Annotated in this window: 23 protein-coding genes and 1 riboswitch; of the genes, 2 read left to right on the top strand and 21 right to left on the bottom strand. The window is 39.4% G+C overall.

What is annotated here, in order from left to right; translation table 11 throughout:
* Positions 1 to 20: 20 nt before the first annotated feature.
* The 9 genes from mngA to IQ283_RS04095 all read right to left on the bottom strand — a co-directional run bounded on the left by mngA (position 21) and on the right by IQ283_RS04095 (position 12,036).
* Positions 21 to 1,964, bottom strand: coding sequence for a PTS 2-O-a-mannosyl-D-glycerate transporter subunit IIABC (gene mngA, locus IQ283_RS04135; RefSeq protein WP_194218875.1), 1,944 nt, complete (start codon positions 1,962 to 1,964; stop codon positions 21 to 23).
* Positions 1,965 to 2,083: 119 nt separating this feature from the next.
* Positions 2,084 to 2,815, bottom strand: coding sequence for a MurR/RpiR family transcriptional regulator (locus tag IQ283_RS04130; RefSeq protein ID WP_194218874.1), 732 nt, complete (start codon positions 2,813 to 2,815; stop codon positions 2,084 to 2,086).
* A 153-nt stretch (positions 2,816 to 2,968) separates the two neighbouring features.
* On the bottom strand, positions 2,969 to 4,063 hold the full coding sequence (gene proB / locus IQ283_RS04125) for a glutamate 5-kinase (RefSeq protein WP_194218873.1): 1,095 nt from the start codon (positions 4,061 to 4,063) through the stop codon (positions 2,969 to 2,971).
* A 158-nt stretch (positions 4,064 to 4,221) separates the two neighbouring features.
* The gene (locus IQ283_RS04120) at positions 4,222 to 5,259 is read right to left on the bottom strand and encodes a ribonucleotide-diphosphate reductase subunit beta (protein ID WP_194218872.1); all 1,038 of its coding nucleotides are present in this window, start codon (positions 5,257 to 5,259) and stop codon (positions 4,222 to 4,224) included.
* A gap of 14 nt (positions 5,260 to 5,273) precedes the next feature.
* Complete coding sequence (locus tag IQ283_RS04115) at positions 5,274 to 7,487, bottom strand: ribonucleoside-diphosphate reductase subunit alpha (RefSeq protein WP_408962575.1); 2,214 nt, start codon at positions 7,485 to 7,487, stop codon at positions 5,274 to 5,276.
* A 154-nt stretch (positions 7,488 to 7,641) separates the two neighbouring features.
* A riboswitch (cobalamin riboswitch) is annotated at positions 7,642 to 7,816 on the bottom strand.
* 357 nt (positions 7,817 to 8,173) lie between these two features.
* The gene (locus tag IQ283_RS04110) at positions 8,174 to 9,511 is read right to left on the bottom strand and encodes a sensor histidine kinase (RefSeq protein WP_206759428.1); all 1,338 of its coding nucleotides are present in this window, start codon (positions 9,509 to 9,511) and stop codon (positions 8,174 to 8,176) included.
* Complete coding sequence (locus IQ283_RS04105) at positions 9,483 to 10,169, bottom strand: response regulator transcription factor (RefSeq protein WP_194218869.1); 687 nt, start codon at positions 10,167 to 10,169, stop codon at positions 9,483 to 9,485. The genes IQ283_RS04110 and IQ283_RS04105 overlap by 29 nt, the downstream gene beginning before the upstream one ends.
* 147 nt (positions 10,170 to 10,316) lie before the next feature.
* The gene (locus tag IQ283_RS04100; RefSeq protein WP_194218868.1) at positions 10,317 to 10,847 is read right to left on the bottom strand and encodes a hypothetical protein; all 531 of its coding nucleotides are present in this window, start codon (positions 10,845 to 10,847) and stop codon (positions 10,317 to 10,319) included.
* Between the two features lie 103 nt (positions 10,848 to 10,950).
* The gene (locus tag IQ283_RS04095) at positions 10,951 to 12,036 is read right to left on the bottom strand and encodes a mechanosensitive ion channel family protein (RefSeq protein WP_242057235.1); all 1,086 of its coding nucleotides are present in this window, start codon (positions 12,034 to 12,036) and stop codon (positions 10,951 to 10,953) included.
* Positions 12,037 to 12,171: 135 nt separating this feature from the next.
* Here IQ283_RS04095 and IQ283_RS04090 point away from each other — a divergent pair, with 135 nt between their 5' ends.
* Positions 12,172 to 13,071 carry a DUF4349 domain-containing protein gene (locus IQ283_RS04090; RefSeq protein WP_194218866.1) on the top strand — a complete coding sequence of 300 codons (900 nt, stop codon included), beginning with the start codon at positions 12,172 to 12,174 and terminating at the stop codon, positions 13,069 to 13,071.
* Between the two features lie 11 nt (positions 13,072 to 13,082).
* On the opposite strand, the gene IQ283_RS04085 is transcribed toward IQ283_RS04090, so the two are convergent.
* From IQ283_RS04085 to IQ283_RS04065, 5 genes are read right to left on the bottom strand one after another with little or no spacing between them, the layout of a single operon-like run.
* A complete protein-coding gene (locus IQ283_RS04085; RefSeq protein WP_242057283.1) occupies positions 13,083 to 14,024 on the bottom strand; it encodes an ABC transporter permease in 942 nt (313 codons plus the stop codon).
* 1 nt (position 14,025) lies between these two features.
* Positions 14,026 to 14,952, bottom strand: a complete 927-nt coding sequence (locus IQ283_RS04080) for an ABC transporter ATP-binding protein (RefSeq protein WP_194218864.1) — start codon at positions 14,950 to 14,952, stop codon at positions 14,026 to 14,028.
* Between the two features lies 1 nt (position 14,953).
* Positions 14,954 to 15,652: an ATP-binding cassette domain-containing protein gene (locus IQ283_RS04075; RefSeq protein ID WP_194218863.1), complete on the bottom strand. Its 699-nt coding sequence runs from the start codon at positions 15,650 to 15,652 to the stop codon at positions 14,954 to 14,956.
* Positions 15,649 to 16,029: a GntR family transcriptional regulator gene (locus tag IQ283_RS04070; RefSeq protein WP_194218862.1), complete on the bottom strand. Its 381-nt coding sequence runs from the start codon at positions 16,027 to 16,029 to the stop codon at positions 15,649 to 15,651. The genes IQ283_RS04075 and IQ283_RS04070 overlap by 4 nt, the downstream gene beginning before the upstream one ends.
* A gap of 3 nt (positions 16,030 to 16,032) precedes the next feature.
* The gene (locus IQ283_RS04065; RefSeq protein ID WP_194218861.1) at positions 16,033 to 16,803 is read right to left on the bottom strand and encodes a hypothetical protein; all 771 of its coding nucleotides are present in this window, start codon (positions 16,801 to 16,803) and stop codon (positions 16,033 to 16,035) included.
* A gap of 187 nt (positions 16,804 to 16,990) precedes the next feature.
* On the opposite strand from IQ283_RS04065, the gene IQ283_RS04060 reads away from it, so the two are divergent.
* A complete protein-coding gene (locus tag IQ283_RS04060; protein WP_194218860.1) occupies positions 16,991 to 17,959 on the top strand; it encodes a class F sortase in 969 nt (322 codons plus the stop codon).
* Between the two features lie 76 nt (positions 17,960 to 18,035).
* Here IQ283_RS04060 and IQ283_RS04055 read toward each other — a convergent pair whose 3' ends face one another.
* The 7 genes from IQ283_RS04055 to IQ283_RS04025 all read right to left on the bottom strand — a co-directional run bounded on the left by IQ283_RS04055 (position 18,036) and on the right by IQ283_RS04025 (position 26,042).
* A complete protein-coding gene (locus tag IQ283_RS04055; RefSeq protein WP_194218859.1) occupies positions 18,036 to 19,445 on the bottom strand; it encodes an alanine/glycine:cation symporter family protein in 1,410 nt (469 codons plus the stop codon).
* A 209-nt stretch (positions 19,446 to 19,654) separates the two neighbouring features.
* Positions 19,655 to 20,293: an SDR family oxidoreductase gene (locus IQ283_RS04050; RefSeq protein ID WP_194218858.1), complete on the bottom strand. Its 639-nt coding sequence runs from the start codon at positions 20,291 to 20,293 to the stop codon at positions 19,655 to 19,657.
* An 82-nt stretch (positions 20,294 to 20,375) separates the two neighbouring features.
* The gene (locus tag IQ283_RS04045; RefSeq protein ID WP_194218857.1) at positions 20,376 to 21,425 is read right to left on the bottom strand and encodes a GGDEF domain-containing protein; all 1,050 of its coding nucleotides are present in this window, start codon (positions 21,423 to 21,425) and stop codon (positions 20,376 to 20,378) included.
* 187 nt (positions 21,426 to 21,612) lie between these two features.
* Positions 21,613 to 22,716 carry an NADH:flavin oxidoreductase gene (locus IQ283_RS04040; protein WP_242057234.1) on the bottom strand — a complete coding sequence of 368 codons (1,104 nt, stop codon included), beginning with the start codon at positions 22,714 to 22,716 and terminating at the stop codon, positions 21,613 to 21,615.
* 242 nt (positions 22,717 to 22,958) lie between these two features.
* Entirely contained in the window at positions 22,959 to 23,426 is a 468-nt protein-coding gene (locus IQ283_RS04035) for a divergent PAP2 family protein (protein ID WP_194218855.1), read from the bottom strand.
* Positions 23,427 to 23,609: 183 nt separating this feature from the next.
* Positions 23,610 to 23,981 carry a VOC family protein gene (locus tag IQ283_RS04030; RefSeq protein ID WP_194218854.1) on the bottom strand — a complete coding sequence of 124 codons (372 nt, stop codon included), beginning with the start codon at positions 23,979 to 23,981 and terminating at the stop codon, positions 23,610 to 23,612.
* Between the two features lie 129 nt (positions 23,982 to 24,110).
* A complete protein-coding gene (locus tag IQ283_RS04025; protein ID WP_194218853.1) occupies positions 24,111 to 26,042 on the bottom strand; it encodes an endonuclease MutS2 in 1,932 nt (643 codons plus the stop codon).
* Positions 26,043 to 26,293: the final 251 nt, after the last annotated feature.

Raw genomic sequence — 26,293 nt, 5'->3', positions numbered from 1 at the left:
CTGCTCACCTCATTCAAAAATTATGCTGCTTGTTGCTTTAATGCTTTTTCATATCCATATTTTTTGATCTTTTGTTTTCTAGTTAAAATAAGAAGTACAGTTGAAATTGCTGCACCAATTACGGCGGCACCAAACCAAATGATTGCATTCATAATCCCGCCCGTTCCTCCTTGAAGGAGAGCAAGTGAAAAAATACCTGCACCTGGAACATTCAAACCAATGTTAGCCACTGAAATAATCGCTCCAGTAACAGCTGATCCTGCTACTAGTGAAGGAATAACGCGTAAAGGGTCATTTATCATAAACGGGATTGCCCCCTCCGTAATTCCAGCTAAACCAAGAATCCACGTTTGTTTCCCAACGGCTTTTTCACTTTGACTAAACGATTTATTCGCAATGATAGTAGCTGCAGTAACAGAGAAGGCTGATACCATTTTGACTGAAGCGAAAGTGGCATAAGGAATAAAGTTACCGCTCGCCATGGCTCCAATACAAAATGTGTATGCTGCTTTATTGACTGGACCGCCTAAATCAAAGGATACAAACCCTCCAATTAATGCTCCTAAAATAATCGCATTCGTTCCTGTCATACCATCAAGCCAGTTAAGTAGCGTTTCATTTAGCCACGTAACTGGCTCGCCAACGACAAATAACATAATTAAAATGGTGATAAGAGAACCGAGCACCGGATACACCCAAAAGCTTACAAATCCTGCGAAAGTACCACTAGGCTTAATTTTTTGCTTCATGTATTTCAGTAGATAACCAGCAAGGAAACCACCAAGCATACCACCAAGGAATCCGCTTCCAATCATATTGGCTGCGACACCAGCTGCAAATCCAGGTCCGAGACCAGGTTTATCCGCGATGGAGTATGCCATGTAGGCAGCAAGAATTGGAACCATTAGTGTGCTAAGTAACAGTCCACCTAACGTTTTAACCTGGAATAACCACGATCCCTCGGTTGCTAGCACATCTTCTAACCCAAATCCCTGCGCAATAAGTGTGGCAAATGCTGAAATCATTCCACCTGCAACGATGATTGGGATAATGTACGAGATTCCCGTTAGAATTGAATCTTTTATTTCAGTTTTAAAAGGTTTGTTGTCTTCATCTTCACTCATCTCATCTAGATGTTCCGTGTTTGAAGTGGAAGATTGTTTCTTTTGAAGGACTTTTTCAATTAATCCTTTGCCATCTTTCATTGGGGAAGCGACATTCGTTTTCACAGTTGGTAAGTGTTTGAAGCGTTCTTGATCCTTTACAGCTACATCATTTGCGAAAATTACGCCTACTGCTTCACTTAAGTCTTTCTTTGAATGACGACCTTCAATACCATTCGCACCTTGCTTCTCTACTTTCATTCTTACATTCATTTCTTTTGCAGCCTTCATTAAAGCCTCTGCTGCCATATAAGTATGAGCAATCCCTGCTGGACAGGCCGTAACACCTAGCACAAGCGGTCGAGTCTCCTTACTTGTGACTTCTTCCTCTTCCGGTTTATCTTCAGCGTCACCAAGAGCCTCATATAACTCATTTGCTGTTTTCATTTTGACTAATTGATCTTTATAAGTTGAATCCGATAGGCGTGTGACTAACTCTGCTAAGAGGGAGACATGGGTTGATCCTGCTTCTGCTTCAGGAATAGCTAGAAGAAAGACCAAATCTACCTCGTTAGTCGGATCAACACTTTCCCAATCTTCTATTGGTTTACTTACCGTCGCTACAGCGAAGGCTGCCTCTTTCACACCTTTTGATTTACCGTGCGGAATCGCAAGTCCACCTTCAAAACCTGTCGGTGAAAGCTTCTCTCGTTCTAACACAGCGTTGAAGTATTGATCTCTATCTGATAGCTTTCCTGCTACTTCCAGTGCTTCAGTTAATGATTCAATCGCTTCACGTTTTGTAGCGTAATTTTGATTTATCTTAATTAAATCGAGAGAAGTGACGTTTTGTAGATTCATTTTTTTACCTCCCCATCAAGTAATCGCTTACAAATTTATCATAATTGTTTTAAAGGTTCGGATCGCCATTTTGTTAGCGCATTCACAAAAACTATTAGAAATAGATAAGCTCTGTGTATTTATACACAGAGCTTACGGTAAGATTCAACTAATAACCGAGCAATCATGGCCATAGGAACGAAATTTGTAGTGTTATAGCCTTTTGTCTCTTCTTTTGGAGCGTAACAATATAGCATTAAATCAGCTAGCTCAGTTAAGCTACTTTCGCCAATATGACTCATTCCAATGATTCTAGCTCCTTGATTTTTCGCATATTTCCCAAGATCAAGAGTTTGCTCTGTTTCTCCTGATTGACTTAGCAGAATGACAACGTCTTTCTTAGTAAAACGTTGTAAGGATGCCATATTCTCATGACGGTGTTCAGAAAAAGTAACATCTTTATGAAATGGCTTAATGTTCATCACAATTAATTCACTTATATAAGAATGTGCTCCCGCCCCAAACACTAGGAGACGTTGAGAATGATGAATCCACTCACTAGCCAATTGAATCAATCGCTTATCTGTTAATTCCATCGTTCGTTCCATTTCATATTGAAAAGACGGACTTTTTGTTTCTTTCGTGGCCATTTCATCTTTCAATCTAAGTTTCAATTGCGTAAATCCTTCATACTCCAATTTCTTCATAAGTCTCATAACAGAATTCGGTACTGTATGAGTTTGCTGGGCAAGATGTTGCACTGACATGTTGACAACATCCGATCGATTTTGGAGAATGTATTGAATAATTTGATCTTCGAGATCCGTTAATTGGAATTCAAATTTACGATATCGATCTGCTAAAGATAACATGCTATACCAGTCCTTCAGTTAGATTAGTAGCTCTATTCTACCATCCTTTACTATTATGTACTAAAGCCATATGTTTTTTTGTATCGTCGATTTTTACTTCGAAGAAAAAGATGCGCCCTCATTCCTTCTTCGGACACATCTCTTCTTTTTTTCTTATGACCTCATCATCTCTGACACCCATTGATCTCTATGAATGACTTCAACTGTGGAGCTCTCATTCTCGTGATCTTGAATCACGTTCTCCAAGAAAGCAGATGAATATCGAACCTGTCCTTTTCCTAGTTTTCCATTCTTTCCGAGTACTTCCACAACATCTCCAACCTCAAAAGAGCCAACTACTTGCTTGATTCCGCCATAAAGCAAGCTCTTGCCATTTAAAACAATCGCTTTTTCTGCACCCTCATCAATATAAAGCTGACCTGATACGTGAGAGTGCATCGCAATCCATTGTTTTTTAATCGGGAAAGATGTTGCTTTCTCTCGACTGATATAAGTTCCATCTCCGACACCAGAGAGAATTCGAAGTAACTTTTCGCTGCCTGTTTCATGACCAATAAAAACTCGAACGCTCAGGTTTACAGCTGTCTTTGCTGCGATTAGCTTTGATTTCATGCCCCCAGTTCCAGCACTCGAACCAGCTCCCCCTGCTTGCCCAATCATCTTGTCGCTAATTTCAGTGATAGAATGAAACTTGATCGCATCAGGATTTGTCGCAGGGTTGGAATCATATATACCGTTCACATCCGTCAAAATGATCAACTCATTTGCATGAATAAGTCCACTTACAAGAGCTGAAAGCATATCGTTATCACCAAACTTTAACTCTTCCGTTGAAACCGTATCATTTTCATTAATAATCGGCATGACCCCTCTTGCCAGCAATTCAGAAAGCGTATCAAACGCATTTTTGTATCGTTCTTGATTCGAGAAATCGGGGCGTGTTAAAAGAATTTGAGCGACTGAAATGTTTCGCTGATTGAATTCCTCGATATAAGATTTAATAAGTAAACTTTGTCCAAGAGCGGCTGCAGCCTGCTTTCCTTTTAACGTGACGGGTCTTGCTGGATATCCAAGTTCTTTAAAACCTGCCGCAACTGCTCCTGAAGAAACAAGAAGTACTTCATGTCCTTCCTGACGAAGTAATGTGAGGGCGTTAACATGATCAATGAGCTTAACTAGATCAATTTCTCCCTTACCGTTTGTTAATGAACTGCTCCCAATCTTAACAACAATTCGCTTCTTTCTCATGTTACATCTCCTTATATGAATACGTTCTTTCACGTTAAAGTACAAAATGATTTTAAGTATCTTACCACAAAAATTCTTTTTTGTCGTACATTACTTTCACTCTTAATGTCTAAAAAAAAGATCAACTCATTATTTGAGTTGACCTTTCTCTCATTTCGTTATAAATCATCAAACCCATTATCATCAGACACTTTTGTATACTGACGTGATTTCTGTTCAAAGAAATCACTTTTCCCAGCGTTCACATCCGCGTAGGCTTTGATCCACCGCATAGGGTTCTCTCGGTGACCTTCAAATGGGCGTTCGATACCAAGCTGATTCACGCGATTGTTTGCCATAAATTTAATGTAGTCATTGAGTTCGTTCATTGTAATTCCAGGGAAACGATTACCAATAATGTATTCTCCCCATTTCATCTCAAGCTCAGCAGCTTCACGAAATGTATTCGTGATGAAATCATGATTTTCTTTCGTATTCAGTTCAGGATGCTCATTGAACAATTCTTTCACTATATTAACGAACAACGTCACATGCAGCTGCTCATCGCGATTAATATAGTTAATCATTGTTGAGGTAGACACCATCTTTTGATTTCGAGCAAGGTTATAAAAGAAAGCGAACCCGGCGTAGAAGAAAAGTCCTTCAAGAATAATGTCATAAACAATCGATTCAAAAAACGTTTGTGGTGTTGGATTTTTAACAAATGCTTCATAACCAGAAGCAATAAATTGGTTTCGTTCTAAGAGCACGTCATCATGCTTCCAATATTCAAAAATGCGGTCTTGCTCATTTTTATTTACAATGGAAGAAAGTACATAGCTATATGACTGATTATGTACAACTTCCTGGAACGAAAGCACCTGCATGAGCGCAGAAAGGCTTGAATCTGTTAAATAATCCGCAACCTTACTTGAATAATCAGTTTGAATCGAATCTAGGAAGGCAAGAAGGCCAATAATTTTCTTAAACGTATCTTGCTCATCTTCGCTTAATGCTTCCCATTGCTTCACGTCGTTCGACATATTAATTTCAAACGGAGTCCAAAAGTTTCCTAGCATATTTTTGTACATAGGATATGCCCAGCTAAAACGGACATCATCCCAATTTAAAACGTTTGAGCTTTCCCCATTGATAATTCCAGTCGAGCTATTCGGTGCGGAGACATCGTATAGCTTTCTTTGTTGAATCGTAGTCAATTCCAATTCCTCCTTTAGCTTGCGCAGCTTTCACAGTCGTCAATATCTACAGATGTACTTCGTGTATAGTAGGTTGTTTTCAAACCTTTTCTCCAGGCTGTTATATGAATGTTCAGTAAGTCTTTCGCTTTTACAGTACTTTGCACATAGATATTAAACGATATTGATTGGTCCACATGACGCTGTCTGGCTGCATTCTGCTCAATACTCCAAAGCTGATCAATGTGATAAGCCGATTTGTAATACCAGGTCGTTTCAGGTGAAAGATCAGGCGCTGTAACAGGAATTTTATAGTTCTTCTTTTCCTCAGAGTATTCTTTTTGAAAAATCGGATCGATTGATGCTGTTGATCCGGCTATTAAACTTGTTGAACTGTTAGGGGCAACCGCTAAAAGATAGGCGTTTCTGACACCATTCGTTTGGACCCTTTCCTTAAGGGACTGCCATTTTTCACTAACGTAACCTCGTTGATTAAAGTACTCCCCATTTTGCCAATCAGAGCCTTCAAAGAGAGAGTAGCTTCCTTTTTCAACGGCAAGCTCATGACTTGCCTGTATCGTTAAATAATTGATTGTTTCATATAGTTCGTCCGCATAGTCTGCCGCTTCATGACTTTCCCAGACAATCTCTTTTTTCGCAAGGAGGTGATGCCAACCAAACGTTCCAAGACCAATGCTTCTATACTTCTCATTCGTTAACTGGGCTTGAGGCACTTCGATCGTATTAATATCGATCACGTTATCCAGCATTCTTACCTGAATTGGAATTAATCGCTCTAGTGCATTAGCTGTAACCGCACGCCCAAGATTAATACTTGATAGATTACAAACGACATAGTCACCAGGCGTTTTCGTAATGATAATCTTACCGTCTTTCGTGAATTCCTCTTCAACGGTCGTTGCACTCATATTTTGCATAATTTCCGTACAAAGATTGGAAGCATAGATCATACCAGCATGCTTATTCGGATTCGCTCGATTCACCGTATCTCGATAGAACATATAAGGCGTCCCAGTTTCCAATTGTGATTTCATAACTCGCTTCATAATCTCAATCGCCGGCACGGTTTTTCTTGAAAGTTCAGGATGGTTCACACATTTCCTATATTTCATACGAAACTCTCCTGATCCTTTTTCTTTGTCATAAGCATCTTCAAGAGAGAACCCCATCACCTGACGGACTTCATGCGGATCAAATAAATACCAGTCTCCACGGTCTTCCACTGCTTCCATAAAGATATCTGGAATACAAAGACCCGTGAAAAGATCGTGTGTCCTCATTCTTTCGTCTCCGTTATTAAGCTTGGCATCAAGAAATTCGAAAACGTCTTTATGCCAGACATCAAGATATACAGCAACAGCACCTTGACGCTGTCCTAGCTGGTCTACGCTCACAGCTGTATTGTTTAACTGCTTCATCCATGGTAAAACCCCAGATGAATTTCCTTTAAATCCTTTAATATCACTCCCACGAGAACGAATTTTCCCGAGATATGCTCCAATTCCTCCACCATTTTTCGAAACGGTCGCTACATCTGTATTGCTGTCATAGATTCCTCTAAGACTGTCATCCACCGTATCGATAAAGCATGAGCTTAGCTGTCCATAGCTTTTCCCTGCATTTGAAAGAGTAGGAGTTGCTACTGTCATATATAAATTAGATAGCGCCCAATACGCTTCTTCAATCAGATTTAACCTCTTATCTTTTGGTTCATTTACCATGAGTGTCATAGCAATGACTAGAAAGCGCTCTTGAGGTAATTCATACACATTCTTATCATGATCTGTAGCTAGATAGCGGTCTGCGAGCGTTCGTAGTCCGATGTATGTAAACAAACGATCTCTTGATGGCTCGATTAATTTAGCAACATGCTCTACTTCATTCTTGGAATAAGACTGAAGGAGTGCCTTGTTATAAATCCCTTCATCTGTCAGCTGTTGTAGAAGGCGATAGAAGCTTCCCCCACCATATACCTCTTTCTCAGAACGATGTGAAAGAGACTTACGATAGAGCGAACGAAGATGAAAAGCTGCTGCCACATAAGTCCAGTCAGGTTCTGTTGCGCTAATTCGTTCAAGGGCATTTAAAACTAGAATGTTACCAACCTCTTCTTGCGTTGATTCTTCTGAAATACCATCAATTGTTTTTTCAATAAAACTCTCACTAGCAAGTAACGGGTACTCATCTAGGAGCGTTCTTACTTCCTCTATCATTTTTGTTACTGTCATTTCTGCTACAGTACTCATATACCTCTCTCCTTTATCCATCCAAAATAAAAAGCTCACTCTCGGAAGAGTGAGCCTGGAGAAAACGACAACGTATAAATGAACGTACTCGTACATTTACCCTGCCATTTCTCACCCTCAACCCCCGAAGAATAGAAACGTTTTTGACTATACGGCAGGTCTACTGGCTTGTGCTTCTTCCTTGGCAAGCCTTCCCGGAATTAACTCCAGTGGTTTCTTGCCTCGTCCACACGACAGTTGCGGGGACAGCTCCGGATTCGACCGGATTCCCTATTAAGTCGTTCTACGACACCGTATACTCAATTATTAAATTACGTACATTTTACCCATATATAGTATTCCAAACATTTATATATCACTAAATATTGATAACTCCATCTTACATGATGCTTTAATTTAGCACAAGCTTTATTGTTACATTGACTTAGATTTATTTCAACTCTAAAGACACTCACCTATCACTTTCAACCAGCTCATGCATATATTGTTGATACCTAAAAAAGTTTCCTGAAGGAAAGAAAGGTGAGTATGATGAAAAGATCATCTTCGGTTAATTTTAAGAAATTGGCTGGCTATACACAACTCTGTCAGAAATTCGGTATTTTGAGTGAACAAGAAAGCAAAGAAATTCTACAAAAGTTAAGTGAGCATAAAACATAAAGTTCTAACTACGATTGAAAAGGAATCGAGATCACGATCCTTCCTCCCTTTTTATTGTCTTCGGCGTAAATGTTACCATTATGCTTTTCTACTATTGTTTTCGTAATCGATAGACCAATGCCAGAACCTGACTTGTCACCTGTATAAAATCGTTCAAATACGCGCTCTGGATTCTCGCCAAAGCCTTTACCATCATCTTCAACCTCAATATAAACTTGACGATTATCTTGGTGGACATGTACTTCTATAACGGATGAAGCGAATCGAAGGGCATTACCGAAAATATTCATAAAAGCTTGCTTCATTTTATCACTGTCCATCTTAAGGTCTATGGTATGATCAGTGTCATACCTTACCTCTATTTGCCGTTGATGTGCAAGTGGTTTTACCGCAGTGATGACTTCCATCAACACGTGATGAAGATCGACTACTTCATAAGTAAAAGATTCATCTACTGTTTCTAACCTAGTTAAATAAGAAATGTCCTGCACGATCTTTTTTAAACGCTGCGTTTCTTTCACAATCACTTCAAGACTATACTCGACGTCCTCTCCTACGATTACTTCATCTAGAATCCCTTCCGCATTCCCTTGAATGGCCATTAGAGGTGTTTTTAATTCATGAGACGCATTTTGAAGGAATTCCTTCTGATCAAAATCATTTTTTCGAAGTTGCTCCGTTAGTTCTTGAAATGTCTTAGCAAGTTCATTGATTTCATCCTTTGTTTTAAGCGTCAACGGGGGTTGTTCATTGCGCATCGTAAATTCCCTCATGTGATTGGCAAGTAATCGAATTGGCCCCGCTATTCCTTTCTGCATAATAGCAGCAAGGAGCACGGCAACAGCAGCAGATACTAAAAGACTAACAGCCTGTGATTGCTGAATAATCCGATTGAAACCTTCAAGACTTTCTACCTTCGTAAATAGCACAATACTGCCAACTTGCTCTCGTGAAAGACTAATTGGCACTTCCTCTGTAACATATAATTTTCCTTTGTTTTCTTCATAATCAATTCGAACCACTTCATCGACATTCGAATAAATTGCCTTCTCGTTTGCATTATAAATTATAAATTGAGATGAGATTAAATTGCCTGCCATTTCAATTCTTCTGCGATCAAGTAACCCATTAGGTGGATTTTCGCCCTTCCACTGTCGATCTTCGAGCATCTGACTAATTTGCAATCCCTCTTTTTGCAGCTGTTCTCTCGTTTCGCGCACAAGATATTCTTGAAATAAATATTGAAATGAAATAGTAGTAATAAGCAGAATAACAACAATAAGAACGATATAACTAAGAAACAATTTGGTACCGATATTAAACTTCTTCATCGATTTTATAGCCATACCCCCAAACTGTTGCAATCTTCGCTTGCGCATTTGCATCTGACATCTTTTTACGTAGCCTTTTCACAAGGTCATCAATAATCCTACCATCACCTACATATTGATAACCCCAAATGGCTTCAATTAATCTCTCTCTTGTAAACGGTTGTCCTGGATGTTGGAGGAGATAGGCGAGCACATCGTACTCTTTCGGCGTTAAAGGCATTTCTTCCTCATTCACTAATAACAGTCGTTTTTTCTTATTTAAACGTACGTTCTGAACAGTAATTTCTTGTGAAGAATGGTTTTTCTCTAGACGATTCATCCGTTTGAATAGATTCTTAATACGCACAACAAGTTCTCTAGGGCTAAAAGGTTTCGTTAAGTAATCATCAGCGCCAAGTTCAAGGCCTAGTATCCGATCAAGCTCTTCATCTCTTGCGGAAACAACGATAACGGGAATGTAAGAATACTTTCTTAACCGTCGAAGGAGTTCAAGTCCATCAACATTTGGCATCATAATATCTAATACTAATAAATCGGGTTCAATTGTTTCTAGAGCACTTAACACTTCTGCCCCATCTGTAAAGGTTGAGACAATAAACCCTTCTTTTTTTAAATACTTCTCTAAAATATCACGTATATTTTGTTCATCATCTATCACAAAAACGTGCTGCATCTCTCTCAACTCCGTTCCCTTTTCACATCTTAGACGAAATATGCTTTTCATACTCTTTATATTATCCTAGCCTTATCTGACAGTAAATCAGCCACATGTCTTCAAGACATACGAAAGAGATAGGGGGGCCCCTATCTCTCGCTAAGACTAGCTAAGTTTTTCAATCAGCTGATCAAGTATATCATTTTTTTGTTTCACAATTTCTTGAGCCTGCTCTCGCTTGGCTTCCATCTCTTCACGCATTTCTTCTCTTGCGGCTTTCTCTTCGTCAGTTAACTCTGGACGCTCTCCACTTTCTTCAAGATCCTGCTTCTTAGACTCTCTCTCTTCATGAGCAGCTTGTACTTCTTCATGCATCGCATCAAGCTGAGAATTTAGATCAGCTAGCTCTTTTTGAAGCTCATCGACGCCTTCAACACTAGAAGCATCTTGATCAAGCAGGAGGTTAATTAATTGATCTTTTTTCTCAGCAGTTTCCATTTTCAGTTCGCGATCTAGAGAGCGGTCTTCGAAGTGACCTCTTTTTCCATGATGTCCTCTAGGACCTGCCATCTCATTGGTTTGCCCTACTGTCTGCTCTTCTATTTCAGTTGACTCGTCATCTGCTGCATTAACATTTGCTCCAGCTATCCCCCCAGCTAAAACCATAGAGGCAACACCAATCATCCATTTGTTCATCTTCATCAATCTCCCTTCATAGGTATGTTCTTACAATACCTATTATGGACAACAACTTACGAAGAAATTTGTAAGAATGATGTGAAAATGATGTGAGTTTGCTTTATCTCTTTTTTAATTGGTCGATCACTTTAGCATCCAAACTACGTACATGCAAATCGCGCTGTGGAAACGGTATCTCTACGTTGTGATCTGCAAGAATCCGGTTGATGCGGAAGTTTAAATTACTCTTCGTTTCTACCGCTGCTTTTGGTGACGAGATCCAAATGAATAATTGAAAATCAAGTGATGAATCACCAAAACCAAGGAAATTCACAAAAGAAGGAGGAGTCTCAAGCACATACATTGAATTCTCTTTTTCTTCCACAGCTACTTGGAGCAATAGCGATCTCACAAGCTCCACATCTGAACCGTATGCCACTCCTATTGGTAAAACGAGCCGCAATCTTGAGTCTCCATAAGAGTGGTTCACAACCTGCTCTTCGATAAAATACGAATTTGGCATAATAATCCGTTCATTGTCTAGTGTTCGAATAATCGTGGCACGCATGTTAATTTTTTCAATGTCTCCAATAACATCGTTTATGATCACTCGATCACCTACTTTAATTGGTCTTTCAAATAAAATAATTAAACCAGAAATAAAGTTATTTGCGATGTTCTGCATTCCAAAACCGATTCCGACCCCAAGTACTCCTGCAAAGACCGTTAAAGCACTTAGATCAATCCCAACTGTCGTTAAACTAATAACGACCGCTATCACCATCAATGTGTAATGAAAAACACGATTGAACGTAAATTGCAAACCTGTATCCAAGCTGTATCGATCATAAAGCGGAGGCATAAGAAAGGAAGTTGCAATCTTTGAAAATCGATTTGCAAGAGTAATGATAAATAGTGCAATTAATATAAGAAACAACGAAATTTCGACACTACCAATTGCAAATAATTGGCTAAACATCCAACTGTTATCGGAAAAATAAAATAAAACAAATAGCAGGATGGCATACCCTGTTGTCCAATTAATAAATGATAGGAATGCTGGTCGAATACCGTTTGGGTAATTTTCCTCTTTGTCTCGTTTTGTCAGCCATAATTTGATCAGAAATCGAATCAGGAATAGACCTATTATTACAGAAATTGTAATGACTATGTCTATAATGTTCGCATTTTCTAAAATTGAATGCACAAAAGGCAACCCCTTTTTTATTCAGTTATCCTTTATCATATCATGGAAATTGTAACCTCCGCAGGTCTTACACCGTCTAATTCTTTAAGAAACTTCTAATCGATTTACAAATAATCACGAAGCGGGGACAAACTTATGAGAAGATGGATCCTTCTTACCTGTACATCAATTCTTTTACTAGCAGGATGTAGTTCTAATAATGGAAGCTTTTCAAATGAAAGTAGCGATATAGCTACTTCAACTGATCAATCCACAGATGAAAACCAGGGAGGAAATGAAAGAGAAAAAGAGAAAAATTCGTCTTCTATAGAAAAATCAGAAACGCCTGCCTTACAGCAAGATCGCAAGGTAATCTTCAATGCAAACCTTTCCTTAACAGTTGAAGATTTACCTAAGGCTACTGCCAAAATCAAAGATCTAACTAGAACTTATAAAGGTTATGTTGTCGAAGAAAGTATTGCTTCAGAAGAAGATTCTCTCTTTGGATCAATGACCGTACGCATACCCCAATCTGAATTTGACTCTTATCTCAATGAAGTTGAAGGGCTTGGGAAAGGAGCTCCTCAAAAATCGATATCCGGAACCGATGTCACCGAAAACTACGTTGATCTTACCTCAAGGCTGAAAGCAAAGGAAGCTGTTCAAAAAAGACTGGAATCATTTCTTAACGAAGCAACCAAAACAGAAGATCTGTTAGCTATATTTAATGAGCTTTCCCGTGTACAGGAAGAGGTCGAACAGCTGAAAGGTCAAATAAATTACCTCAATAACCAAAGTGAATATTCGACTGTTACGATTTCACTCGAGCAGCAGAAAATCATTGTTCCTTCTATTGATAAGAATGAATTTCAAACGCTAACAGAGGCAAAAAAAATGCTAATGACAACTGTAAATGGGCTCCTTTCCTTTTTCTCCACAGCGGCTGTACTCTTGATTGGTCTCTCACCTATTTTGGTCCCGCTCGTTCTTATAGGATTATTTTTCTTGTATAGAAAGCGAAAAAAGAAGAATCAAAAAGCCGATCAGCATACCTGATCGGCTTTTCCTTATGATGCTACATCACGTTTCGTGAATAGTAGCCATGACAATGACAAGAACAAAACAAAGTAGACGAGAAGCATGGTCAACGAGAAACCGAGCGTCATACTTTCAATTATAGGTGAACCATCGAAATAAACACTTAAGTCCGTATTGGCAAAGAGGATATACTTCACCCAATCGTATTGACTAAGAATAAAAGTAAGTTGGCTCCCTGTAAACATAAGGAATATAGCTAATCCAATCGCAAGAGAGGAACTTCTAAAGATACTCGATAGCATGAAAGCAAATGTTACCATCATAAGCAAATTCACACTGGCAAGTGCATATTCAACAATATAATGAATGGCCATACTCGTTTCGGCCACTTCCCCACCTGAATAAGTTAGGTATGGTTGATCGACTGCACTAAAACCAAGGAATAACCCGCCGATAATAAAAGAAGAAATGTATAAGATGACGAGAGAAAATAGCGCAAATAATAGCGTTGAAATAAATTTAGAAGCAAGAATTTTCGTGCGTGAAGCAGGTCGGATCAACAATAACTTAATGGTTCCCCACGAATATTCACTCGCTATAACACCTGCGCCGATAATAATCGTAAAGATGGAAATTAAACTCACAATGCCAGTTGAACTATCCATAAAACTCCATATTGAATCACTTTCTAAAGGGGGAATATCATTCTCTAACCGATATTCATTTATCGCAATAGAACGTTCCTGACTGTCTTTAAAGGCTTTGGGCATTCCCTCTGAATCTTTTAGCGTTTGTTCTGCCTGTTGGATCGCATTTTCAGAATCAGTGCGCCAGTTCGTAGTCTCATCACTCGCATTCATATTAGTAAAAATGCCTGCTACAAGTACGGCTGCCACCACAAGTCCGATCATCACCCACGTTCCAACTCTTCTATAAATCTTCATGTTTTCATTTTGTATTAAATGTAGCATACTAGACAACTTGCTCACCCCCAGTTACTTCCAGGAACACATCTTCTAACGTTTTCACAGAGGATTGAATACCGTATACGCGGACGCCCTTTTCCACGAGAACAGCTGTTACCTCTGGAATAAGCTCGTGTTCTATTTTAATCGTCAACTTACGCTCCGATTTTTCCATCTCACAATCAGGGAAATTTGCTTTAACAGCGTGAACCGCGTGTTCTACTGGATCGACTTCAAATGAAACCATAACGGCGTGATCATTTTGAACAAAGTCATTCACTCGCTGCACATCGACCATTTTTCCGGCCTGAATAATGCCAATTCGATCACACATGAGTTCGATTTCGGATAATAAATGACTAGAAACAACTACAGCAACATTTTCTTCTCTTGCAAGCGTTCGTAAATATTGTCTGATTTCTCGAATACCCGCGGGGTCTAGTCCGTTTGTTGGCTCGTCTAGAATGAGTAGCTTAGGTCGGTGTAGCAGTGCCTGGGCAAGTCCAAGACGCTGTCGCATTCCAAGTGAATATCCCTTCACTTTTTCATTGATACGACCTTGGAGTCCAACCAATTGAATGACTTCTTGAATGCGTTCTTTTGAAACACCTTTGACCATTCGAGCATAATGGACAAGGTTTTGGTACCCAGTCAAAAATTTGTACATTTCAGGATTTTCAACAATCGCTCCTACTTTTACAATCGCATTCTCGTAATCTGTTTTAATACTGCTTCCATCAATGAGAACTTCGCCTTCCGTCATTCTCATTAGACCAACCATCATCCGAATTGTTGTTGTTTTTCCTGCTCCATTCGGCCCCAGAAAACCAAACACTTCGCCTGGGTATACATCAAATGAAAGTTGATCAATGATTGTTTTCTTTCCAATTACTTTTGTTAAATCTCGAATCTGAACAACTGGTTTTACAGCCATTTTACCCCTCCTCTTGATACAACTTTTTCAACCACTCTACTATTCTCATACGATCTCGCTCGCGAATGGTTTCAACATCTTCGAGCGCGAGAACCTTACCATTTCGAATCGCAATAACCGTTTCAAGTAATGGTTCGATTTCCGTTACTTCATGTGTCGTGATGATCACCGTTTGTTTTTCTAAGTCGATAAAAGAAAGTAAACTTTTCACAATTGAATCTCGCACCATCGGATCAAGACCTGATAACGGCTCATCCATCAGAATAATAGGTACATCTCTCGCAAGGGTAAGAGCAATCTTCAATCTCCCACGATTTCCTTTAGATAAATGCTTCACCTTTTGATCCTGATCCACTTCCATAAATTTAACAATATCGTGGGCCTTTTCAAGATTAAAATCGCTAAATTGACTTGCAAAAAAGCGGATTGTCTCTTTCACTGTGAAGAATGAATAGTAAGCGTCTAACTCTGATAAATAAGCAACTTTATTTGCCGAACGCCTCGAAACATGTTCTTCATTAAACATTACTTTGCCTTCACTAGGCACTACAAGACCTGCGATTATCTTCATGAAAGTAGATTTCCCACTACCATTGGAGCCAACAAGGCCAATGATTTTCCCTTCAGGAATTCTCACGTTCACATCCGATAAAGCTTGTTTTCTAAGATACCGTTTAGACACGTTTTCGAATGTAATCATGATTGATTCTCCTTTTCGTTCGTAACATAAGTTCGAATACCTTCAATCATATCTTCCGAGGAAAATCCCATTTGCTTCATTTCATCAATGAAATTCTGGATGTGGTTAATCTTGAGCTGTTCTCGAAGTTCGGTCAGTCTTTCTTTTTGCTCCGTTACAAACGTCCCTTGCCCTCGTTTCGTCTCCACAATCTCCATCCTCTCCAGTTCATTGTAAGTTCTCGACACTGTATTTGGATTTACTCCTGATTGAATGGCCATATCCCTTACAGAAGGAAGTTTTTCACCAGTTTTTCGTTCCCCTTTAATAATCTCCCAGCTAATGCGGTCCACTAGCTGCAGGTAAATCGGCTTTGAGGGATTAAATTCTTCTCCCATCCCTTACACCTCCACTTTTCGATCAAGTAGCCAGCATGTCATTATGAAAACAAGGACGATAGTAATGAGATCAAATATTACATTCCCAATTGCAAACGGAAATGTTGAAACGGTTAATTCAAATGCCTGCTGACTAACCTCCATATTTAACGGTGACGGTAGCTCGACATACCCCCAATCAATCATCACTTCATAAAGACGAGTCCCACTCAACCATGAACCAAACCAACTGATAAAACCAACGATTAAGAGAATAAGAAGAAGTGCCCACTTGCCGATATACGTTTTCAGTACTTGATACAATGTCCAATAAAAGATTAGCCAAATCCCCATGTAGACCGATCCTGTAATAATAACGGTGAGAAAATAAAATCCGAACAGCCACACATTATCAATTGGAAGTTGAATTAGGCTCGGTTCGAGGTTATAAGCTAGAAGAGATAAACTACTGACAATACCAATAGAAAGCAGTAATGCTAATAACCCATTTAGCAATTTAGCCCCGAGTAAACGAGCTCCTGATTGTGGATTGTGTAGCCAGAGGTGTAGGTTCCTCCCTTCAGTGTTCAGGCTAATTAATAAATATAGTGGCAAAAAGAAGACGTGCATAGCCGTTAGTACGCCTCCAATAATAGCTGTTAAATAAGGGACTTCCCATCTTGCAGAGGCAAGAAAAAATCCAATCATTACTAGTAAATCAAACGCTGTAACGCCTAATAGAAGGGCTCTTGAGAGACGAAATTCCTTTCGTAGTAACCCACTCCAATTCTTCATGATAAAGTTCCCCCTCAATGTGTTGGTGTATTAGTTACATAGTACACCGGTACTTTGGAATGGTCAACACTTTTTATTTTCAATTTCACAAAAAAATGATCCATATGAACATTGATTTCGTTAGCTATGTAAGAGTATAGTCAATAAAAAACGCTAAGATATAAGTTAAGTAAAAGAGGTGAAGAACGTGAAAAAAGTCTTATTGCTCGTAGTTGGTGCGATTATTTGGCTCGTTCTCGCAGGGTACAATAACTATGCTGAACCCGTAACGAATACAGCCGTTGAACAAGAACAAACGAATGCTGAGTTAGAGGTAGAAGAGATAGAGAAACCTGATGTGCTATCAGACGAATTTCTTCTTCTAGATGATCAGAAGAATAAAATCGAAGAAGCCAAAGAATCCCAAAACGTTCAAGAGGGAATGGAGCCTGTACAAGTAGAAATTCCTGCAATTGATGTTAAAGCTCCCGTTGAAAATGTCGGCATATTAGAAAATGGACAAATGGGTGTTCCTGAAGACATCAACAAAGTTGGTTGGTTTGAACCTGGCTTTAAACCAGGAACAAAAGGAAATGCTGTCTTAGCTGGGCACGTCGATAGTAAAACAGGACCGGCCATTTTCTTTTATCTTGAAAAGCTTTCAAAAGGTGACGAAATCATTTTGACTGATATAGAGGGAGAAAAAATGACGTTCGTTGTCACTGGTAAAGAACGATACCCTTACAACGATTCCCCTATCGAAAAAATATTCGGACCAACTGATTCACGCACGTTGAATCTTATTACATGTGTTGGAACATTTAATCGCTCAAAAGGAACACATGAGGAGAGACTTGTTGTTTCTACAGAGTTAAAGGAAGATCCGAGTAAAGAGAAGGAAGAAGCAGATCCTAACGAAGTTCCAGATGCTCCAACAAACCTTAGCGTTAGTGGGAACTTCTTATCATGGCATGCTGTGCGCGACGAAAATGTTGTAGGATACCGCATTTACAAAGCTGACGCATACGGTGTTTATAAGCAAATTGAGAGCATTTCTAACCTTGAACGTAAGAGCTTCTCAGATCCCGATGCTTCAACCTCCTCATACTATGTAACTTCTGTAAATATATTTGGAAACGAATCAGCTCCATCTAAAAAAATGACTCCTGAAAAATAAGAAAAGCGCGGCTGGATGTTTTCCAGCTGCGCTTTTCTTTCATTAAAAGAAGAAAATGTCTCTATACCTCAAATGATTAACTCGCTTTTTTCATTTGAGCTTCTACAAGATAACGATTAAAATAATCATCTGTTTCGCTTCGAATGACTTTATAAAGTAATAATAACGCAATTAAGTTTGGAATCATCATCAGAGCATTTGCCATATCCGCAAAAGCCCAAACAGTAGTTAGATTCGCAACCGTACCAACAAAGCATGCCAAAACATATACTGCCCCATAATAAATGGTTACTTTCGTACCTACTAGGTATTCAAAGCATTTATAACCATATACATACCAACCAATAATGGTTGAGAACCCAAAGAAAATAACGGAGAAGGTCACAATATATTCCCCGATTAAACCAAGACTTGAACCGAATGCAGCCGTTGTCAAAGCACCTGCTTCTAAATTCGGATCATGCACGATTCCCGAAAGGTCTCCTCCTGTTGGGTCCCAAAATCCTGTAATAAGGAGCACAAGGGCTGTCATTGTACAAACAATGATCGTTACGATAAATGTACCAGTCATAGCTACGAGAGCCTGTTTCACTGGATGATCGGCTTTCGCATTACCAGCAATAAGGGCAGCCGTACCGAGTCCTGCTTCGTTCGAGAAAATCCCTTTGGAAACTCCTGATTTTACAGCTTCCATTACAATAACACCTGAAAATCCTCCTACCGCCGATATAGGTGAAAAGGCATATGTAAAAATCAGCTTCATAGCTGGGATAACAGCATCTATGTTAATGACGATAATAATGAGTGCACCAACTACGTAGAGAACCGCCATAATCGGAACAAAGAAACCTGCAACAGAACTAATTCGCTTTACGCCACCGAAGATGATGAGCGAAGTAAGTGCAGCAAGGATAATCCCAGTTACCCACCCATCAATTTGGAAGCTTTCATCAACAACACTTGCGATTGTATTTGATTGTACGCTATTTCCGATTCCGAGTGAGGCAATCGCTCCAAATAAAGCGAACGAGATAGCGAGCCACTTCCATTTTGACCCTAGTCCCTTTTCGACATAATACATCGGCCCTCCGGCATACTCTCCGTTATCATTTTTCACACGATATTTCATCGCAAGCAAAGCTTCTCCATACTTCGTTGCCATTCCAACAAGACCTACAATCCACATCCAGAAAATCGCACCTGGACCCCCAATTGTAATCGCTGTAGCAACTCCTGCAATATTACCATTTCCTATCGTGGCAGCTAGTGCTGTCATCAGAGCTTTATAGTTACTAACGTCACCTTCAGCACTGCTATCCTCTTCTTTTTCTTTTGAGAATGCTAATTTGAAAGCATATCCCAGCTTTCGAAACTGCAGTCCTTTCAGAATAAATGTGAGAAAGACACCTGTCCCAAATAATAAAATTAGGCTTGGTGCTCCCCAAAGAACTCCATTAATTTTCTCTAGCCAATCTAAGATGTTCATTCTCTCTCTACTCCTTTGTGTTAACGCTTTCATGCACTGACCTTTACCACATTATCATTTGTAAGCTTGAAGCGCAATTCCCACCTTTAAATTTGGGGAAATAGTCACTATTCAATTTTTACTATAGCCCATTAAGAAATTCAATTAGTAACTTTCTCCAACGTAAAAGAGAGACTTAACATAAGTTAAGTCTCTCTAGATAACTGCTCTTACAATTGACCGATGGCATCACTTATCGATTGATCGCCATTTAAAACTTCAAATGTTCGGTTAAACGTATGCTTGTTCTCCAAGACTTCAGTAAGTACAGCAGCCACATCTTCACGTGGTATTTCTCCAGATTTATCTTCAAGCGTTTCGGCTGCTCTGATTTGTCCTGTTCCAGGCTCATTTGATAGACGACCTGGACGAAGAATAGTATAAGTTAAGTTCGTTGCTTTCAAGTGCTCATCAGCACGTTTCTTCGCATGTAAATATGGCTTCATATTATCTGGACCTTTTTCAGGATAATCAGATCCAACAGTACTTAGCATGACAAAGCGTTTAATTCCTTGTTGCTTCGCTTCATCAACTGCTTTAATCGCACCTTCCTGGTCAATCATAATGGTTTTATCTGCGCCAGTATGCGGTCCTGAACCTGCAGCGAAGATAACCGCTTCACAGCCGTACAGCGCTTGTGAGAAATCTTTTTCAAGATCGCCAAGCACCGTTTTACCTCCTGCATCTTCAATCGCCTTAACTTGGTCTGTATCGCGAATCATACCAACTGGCTCGTGACCGCGTTCTGCTAATTTTGTAATTAAATGTGTTCCTACTTGTCCGTTTGCTCCAATAACGAGTACTTTCATGACAATTCGTCCTCCTTTAAAAACCTTAACACTTGTTATATTCCGCAAATTCACCTTTTTAAACCAACGAATGTGCAAAATGCTAAAAGCATACTTCGTTTCGACCATTTTTCTTCGCTCTGTAAAGAGACTTGTCTGCTTGTTCAACGGATGCCATTAATGGTTTTTCAAGATCGAGTTCAGCTAATCCGATTGAAACAGAAACATCCTTTATTTCGTCTCCCATCTCGGTCATAAATCGCTGCTTACTTAAATTGTGCTGCAAATCCTTCATTCGGTGATATGCCTCATCTTTCGTTGATGCTTCAAGCATCACAATAAACTCTTCTCCTCCGTATCGTGCAACGAGCCAATTATCGCCTTGATCTGAAAGGAACATGGCAAAATCAGCCAAAACGCGATCCCCGTTAAGATGACCATATTTATCATTAACTTGCTTAAAAAAATCTAGATCAAGCATGGCTACCATTTTTATCAAATGAGTCTCATGAGCTTTCGCTTTCTTTAGAAAACTTCTCAGATTAAGTAGTCCGGTCAGAGAGTCGTGTTCAGCATAAAAGCGAAGCTGCTTGCTCATCTCAAGATTATTAGTGCTCATTTGAATAAAGAAATACATAATTAGGGCAGATAGCTGAAAGGAGATAAATCGCATTAAATAAGAATAGAGCGTGATATATTCTGAAATGATATAGCCAACGATCGCATCTGAAATAAACCAGATGCCAACAAAATAAAAAAACAGCTTCAAATATGTGAGGTTTCGAAAAAGCTTCTGTCGCACTAGCATTGTTACTACTGTTGGGATTAATAAGGTGAAAAAGATCTCCAAGTAAATAAAGTCACCTGGAAAGGCGAAGCGAGCTAGTGTAATCATTATGAGCACGGGTATGCCATATTGATACCCATGGTACAAAACTAGTATCACCATTGGAATGGTTCGTAAATCATATAGATACCCGTCTAACGATACCGGCAACATATAAAGGCAAATAATACCGATTGCCACAATGAATATGTGGGCGACAGCGACAACCTGACTGGGCCACCGCTTCTGAAAAGCGAGATAGTATACGCTTTGGATGCATAGGTGCATAAATAATAAGATGGAAAAGTTCGCTAATAAAGATTGCATCTGCCGTGTCACTTCCATAATGGTTATTTTTTAATCATTCTTACTTATAGATTTTACACCTATCTTAGCATTTTTTGGAAAATAATAGAACATTATTTATGTATTATGAATAAAAACCAAGTATCCCTCTTTCTAGAGAAATACTTGGTTTTATTATAAGCAGTCAAATTATGAACACTTCACTTATTTAGTATAATTTTTGGAGAGCTTCTTTATCAAATGGTAATAAATCATCTGCGCGGCCCTCACGTACTTTACTTACCCATTCAGGGTCCATTAATAATGAGCGACCAATTGCTACAAGATCAAACTCTTCACTATCTAGCTTTTCAATCAAACCATCAAGACTTGTCGTATTTGCTCCAGCAAAGCTTGTAAATTCTCCATCTAGTCCGACTGAGCCTACTGAAATAACCGGCTTACCAGTTAGTTTCTTCGTCCAACCAGCTAGATTCAATTCGGAACCTTCAAATTCAGGCTCCCAGAAACGACGTGTTGAGCAGTGGAAGATATCTACTCCAGCTTCAACGAGCGGCGTTAGGAACTGTTCTAATTCCTCAGATGTAGTCGCAAGCTTCGCTTTAAAATCGTTCATTTTCCATTGAGAAAAACGGAAAATAATCGGGAAGTCTGGCCCCACTTTACGACGGCAGGCTTCGATGATTTCTACAGCAAATTGAGTTCTACCTACAAGATCGCCGCCATAGCGGTCAGTCCGTTTATTTGTCTGCTCATAGAAAAATTGGTCGATCAAATAACCATGGGCTCCGTGAAGTTCAATCGCATCAAAACCAAGTCGCTTCGCATCTGCTGCTGCATCTGCATAGGCTTCAACTAGCTGTTCCACTTCTTCTGTTGTCAAAGGCTCGTTTACCTTCTCACCAGATAGTGCTAGACCTGAAGGACCAACTGGTTGTGCTTCTTCGTTTGGCAGTTCGCCCATTTTTCGAGTCATCCCAACATGCCAAAGCTGAGGTGCAATTTTACCGCCAGCTTCATGAACTTCTTTCACAACATTTCCCCAGCCTGCTAGTGCTTCTTCACCATGAAAGACAGGAATGCTCGCACCTGAAACCGATGAAGGATGGTTAATCCCAGTTCCTTCTGTCACTATTAGCCCCACGCCATTTTCTGCTCTACGTCGATAATAAGCAGCTACATCTTCACCTGGTACATTTCCTGGTGAAAAGCCTCGGGTCATTGGCGCCATAACTGTGCGATTTTCTAAAGATAATTTTTCACTATTGAACGTTCTAAATAACGCTTCAGTTGTTTTCGTTGTATGTGTCAATTTTATTTCCTCCTCTAACCTGTTTGCATTCATTATTATTTCAAAATCATACTCCAAAAGAAAGAAATCTGTTTATGTAATGTGCTGGTGATCCAATGAATCCTCTAGAAAGCTATTAATTCCGCGAAAAGTCGATTTTTTCCCCGATAACTGAAATATATCCGCGATTTTGCGATTATTTCCGCGATCTTCCAATGTACGAAAAAAATCATAGGCGAAGCGCCTATGATTTCCTCTCTCTACTACTTATTCTCATATTTAGCTGAAAGAAAGCCTAAAGCTGCCCCTAATATGGCTCCACCTAGAACCTCAACAGGCTGGTGTCCAAGAAGCTCTTTCAACTCTTTTTCCCTTTCCACAAATTCCATGCTAGGGTAATCTCCAGAGATCGTCGCTAGATTATCCTCTAGATCGTTTACTAGAGCAGCAATTTCTCCTGTATGACGCCTAACCCCCTGGGCATCGTACATAACAATCACACCGAAAATAGTAGCGAGAGCCGTTTCTGTATGACGAGATCCTTTATTTGAAGCAATGTAAGAAGTAAGGGCTGCAACACCAGCTGAATGCGAACTAGGCATTCCACCCGTTGTCGCAACTTGCTTCACATCCCATTCTCCTTTTAACACCTTATGAGTTAGGATCTTCAAACCCTGAGCAATCGCAATTGAGGAAACTGCTGTTAAAATTCCTCTGTTCATTTTTTGCATCTCTCTCATCCTCCACTTTGCCATCTTTTCTGCCTGAGCAGAATGTTCTATTAGATGCATTACCCTTTAGGAAGGAATTTTACGCAGAGAAATTGTTTTTCAGGAAATCTACCACGCTTACATTCAAATTTCTTTCATGCAATCAAAGAAATCTTTAGTAGCTGATACAATCGATTCTCGATTTCATCTATGCTGATCAACAAGAATGGGATTGCCATCAGGGTCTTCTATTGTAAAACTCGTTGGCCCTTTACTTGATTCGTCCGCTTCAGAAAGAATATTCACTCCGTTTTCTTTTAGCTGCTTTTGAAGTGTTCGAATATCTGTAAACACTTCAAGATTTTCAGCGTTCTCATCCCAACCTGGATTAAACGTTAGAATATTTTTGTCAAACATCCCTTGAAACAGGCCAATGACGGTACTGTCATTCTTCATAATGAGCCAATTTTGAGAAATATCTCCTCCAAACGATTGAAAACCTAATTTTTCGTAAAAATGCTTTGAGGCTTGGATATCCTTTACACTTAAACTTACAGAAAAAGCTCCGAAATTCATAATTATACCTCCTCATTATCGTTGCTATAAAAGATTCTTCTCTATTCCCTCCTTTCCTACCTTCTTTTAATTGGATTAAGATAAAGTTACTTATAGTGTGGTTCCAAACTAGAATTTTTTCTTTGCTTTTCAATACTCTTCATAATCAATTTTCACACCATCAATATGCTTGCGATTCATCAATTTCTTTTTCTTTCTGTTCTCAACAGTTTCAAATAGGATATCAAAATCATAATTCTCCGGATAAAGCTCGCTAGCAGGCAAGAGTAACTTTACACGCTTCGTATGAATCGTTTCTTTTTGGCCATTTATCATTACAATCAAATTCCCAAAATCGTCCATTGGTTTATAAACGATTCCTTTCTCTTTCAACGAAGGGATCGCTACACTATCTCCAATCGAATAATTCTCAAAAATCTTCTCGACCTCCACTTTTTTCTGGCTTCGCGGTTTCTCTACTTTTTTACTTTTTAGCTGCTGCTCATAGTGCCAGTGATCTTTTTGGTTGAACCCTTCTCGATAGGATTGCTTTTCTTGATACGTGATTTCATGAGCTCGCTCAATAATATTCGGATGCATACCAAGACGTAATGCGATGGCAAATGCCTGACTTTCTCCTGGAACACCCATCCGTAGTTTAAACGTTGGGCGCAATGTCTCTGGATCGAACTCCATTGATCCATTCTCAAAATCTGGATGAGCTGAAGCGAAATTTTTCATTTCACTATAGTGTGTTGTGGATAGAATAGTTGACCCCAGACGATTCAATTGTTCTAAAATAGAAACGGCAATACCCATCCCCTCACCGGGATCTGTACCCGAACCAAGTTCATCCAGAATAACAAGAGAATCCGGCGCTGCTGCGTGTAAAATGGAAATAATGTTCGATATTCGAGAAGAGAAAGTACTCAACGATTGTTCAATGCTCTGTCCGTCTCCAATATCAACTAATATTGATCCAAACATCCCAAAAACAGAAGACTCATCAGCAGGTATGTGTAAACCAGATTGCACCATCATTGAAAGAAGCCCGACTGTTTTAATTGATACGGTTTTCCCACCAGTATTGGGACCGGTTATCACAAGTCCTTTATATGCTTTCCCTAACTCAAGGGAAAGCGGTACAGCCTCATGAGAGAGTAAGGGATGACGACCATTTTGTAACTCAAGTATTGGCTCGCTTGATAGCTTTACTTGATTGCCATCAATCGCTACACTATATTTCGCCTTTGCAAAAATATAATCGTAGTGTGTCATTGTTTCAATGTTGATTGAGATCTCTTGCGCATATCGCTCCACTTCTCCAGTTAATCTGCTTAGAATTCGCTGTTCCTCCAAGTATTCATCTGCCTTTACTTCATTTAATTCCATTTGAACTTTACGAACTTCTTCAGGTTCAATATATACAGTCGAACCGCTTGAAGATTGGTCATGAACAGTTCCTTTTATTTGTTTCCGATATTCTTTCTTCACAGCGACAACATAGTGGCCATTTCGATCGCTGATGATCGTATCCTGAAGTGCTTTCCTTTTCGAAGATGAACGCAGAAGATGATTCAGTTTTTCTTTCACTCGTTCTTCATAAACGGTTATTTTCTTTCTAATTCTCCCAAGCTCCTTACTCGCTGCATCATCAATCTCACCATTTCTGATCGCTCGTTTCAATTCTTCTTCAAGATCCGTAATCTCATAAAGAGAATAGATATAAGTTGAAATTGTAGGCGCCAGCCATTCTTTCCCCGTCATAAACTGTTTCAGTTTCCGGCCGCTTTCGATTAAATCAAGCACAGTTATCAGCTGATCTGGCCGTAAAGGAACACCTTTGTTTAATTGTTTCATCACCTGGATAATGCCATGAAGACCATGAAGAGGGACGCTTGAACTTTTCTTAATAATTTCTTTCGCCTCTGTCGTTTCATTTAATCGATTTTGCACAACCTCTTTATCGTGCAACGGTCTCATTTTCTGGATCTCACTTTTTGCTTCTTCTGAAAGGGCATAGTGAGCTACTTCGCTTCGAATTTTATCAAATTCAAGTGTTACCATAGTTTGTTCGTTCATTGTTCTTCCTCCTCGATTCGTATATGTTCGCGCATCTTAAGAAAAACTTCCATTCAATTAACATACATGTCACTTCCTTTCCAACAAAAAAAGAGCTACGAATGAACACAGGTTCATTCGTAGCTCTTCTATAAAAGGGTAGACGACACCCATCCTCCCCATGCTTAAAAAGCATACAAAAAGCTGCGCACAGAGTGCAGCTGGAATGGTTGTTGTCATTCTTGAGCTTTTCTGTGTTCTTAACTAAATTG

Source organism: Pseudalkalibacillus hwajinpoensis, from assembly GCF_015234585.1.
In the GTDB taxonomy this organism is placed as follows: domain Bacteria; phylum Bacillota; class Bacilli; order Bacillales; family Guptibacillaceae; genus Guptibacillus; species Guptibacillus hwajinpoensis_B.
This window is presented reverse-complemented; position numbering and strand designations above follow the sequence as displayed.

Bases quoted from the DNA above. Each gene is read 5' to 3' on its own strand.
- IQ283_RS04110 (WP_206759428.1), bottom strand. From the start codon at position 9,511: ATGGCTATAAAATCGATGAAGAAGTTTAATATCGGTACCAAATTGTTT.
- IQ283_RS04025 (WP_194218853.1), bottom strand. From the start codon at position 26,042: ATGAACGAACAAACTATGGTAACACTTGAATTTGATAAAATTCGAAGC.
- IQ283_RS04055 (WP_194218859.1), bottom strand. From the start codon at position 19,445: ATGAACATCTTAGATTGGCTAGAGAAAATTAATGGAGTTCTTTGGGGA.
- IQ283_RS04065 (WP_194218861.1), bottom strand. From the start codon at position 16,803: ATGAAGAATTGGAGTGGGTTACTACGAAAGGAATTTCGTCTCTCAAGA.
- IQ283_RS04115 (WP_408962575.1), bottom strand. From the start codon at position 7,487: ATGACAGTAACAAAAATGATAGAGGAAGTAAGAACGCTCCTAGATGAG.
- IQ283_RS04090 (WP_194218866.1), top strand. From the start codon at position 12,172: ATGAGAAGATGGATCCTTCTTACCTGTACATCAATTCTTTTACTAGCA.
- mngA (WP_194218875.1), bottom strand. From the start codon at position 1,964: ATGAATCTACAAAACGTCACTTCTCTCGATTTAATTAAGATAAATCAA.
- IQ283_RS04050 (WP_194218858.1), bottom strand. From the start codon at position 20,293: ATGAAAGTACTCGTTATTGGAGCAAACGGACAAGTAGGAACACATTTA.
- IQ283_RS04035 (WP_194218855.1), bottom strand. From the start codon at position 23,426: ATGCAAAAAATGAACAGAGGAATTTTAACAGCAGTTTCCTCAATTGCG.
- IQ283_RS04080 (WP_194218864.1), bottom strand. From the start codon at position 14,952: ATGGCTGTAAAACCAGTTGTTCAGATTCGAGATTTAACAAAAGTAATT.
- IQ283_RS04105 (WP_194218869.1), bottom strand. From the start codon at position 10,169: ATGCAGCACGTTTTTGTGATAGATGATGAACAAAATATACGTGATATT.
- IQ283_RS04045 (WP_194218857.1), bottom strand. From the start codon at position 21,425: ATGCAATCTTTATTAGCGAACTTTTCCATCTTATTATTTATGCACCTA.
- IQ283_RS04085 (WP_242057283.1), bottom strand. From the start codon at position 14,024: ATGCTACATTTAATACAAAATGAAAACATGAAGATTTATAGAAGAGTT.
- IQ283_RS04030 (WP_194218854.1), bottom strand. From the start codon at position 23,981: ATGAATTTCGGAGCTTTTTCTGTAAGTTTAAGTGTAAAGGATATCCAA.
- IQ283_RS04075 (WP_194218863.1), bottom strand. From the start codon at position 15,652: ATGATTACATTCGAAAACGTGTCTAAACGGTATCTTAGAAAACAAGCT.
- IQ283_RS04130 (WP_194218874.1), bottom strand. From the start codon at position 2,815: ATGTTATCTTTAGCAGATCGATATCGTAAATTTGAATTCCAATTAACG.
- IQ283_RS04070 (WP_194218862.1), bottom strand. From the start codon at position 16,029: ATGGGAGAAGAATTTAATCCCTCAAAGCCGATTTACCTGCAGCTAGTG.
- proB (WP_194218873.1), bottom strand. From the start codon at position 4,063: ATGAGAAAGAAGCGAATTGTTGTTAAGATTGGGAGCAGTTCATTAACA.
- IQ283_RS04100 (WP_194218868.1), bottom strand. From the start codon at position 10,847: ATGAACAAATGGATGATTGGTGTTGCCTCTATGGTTTTAGCTGGGGGG.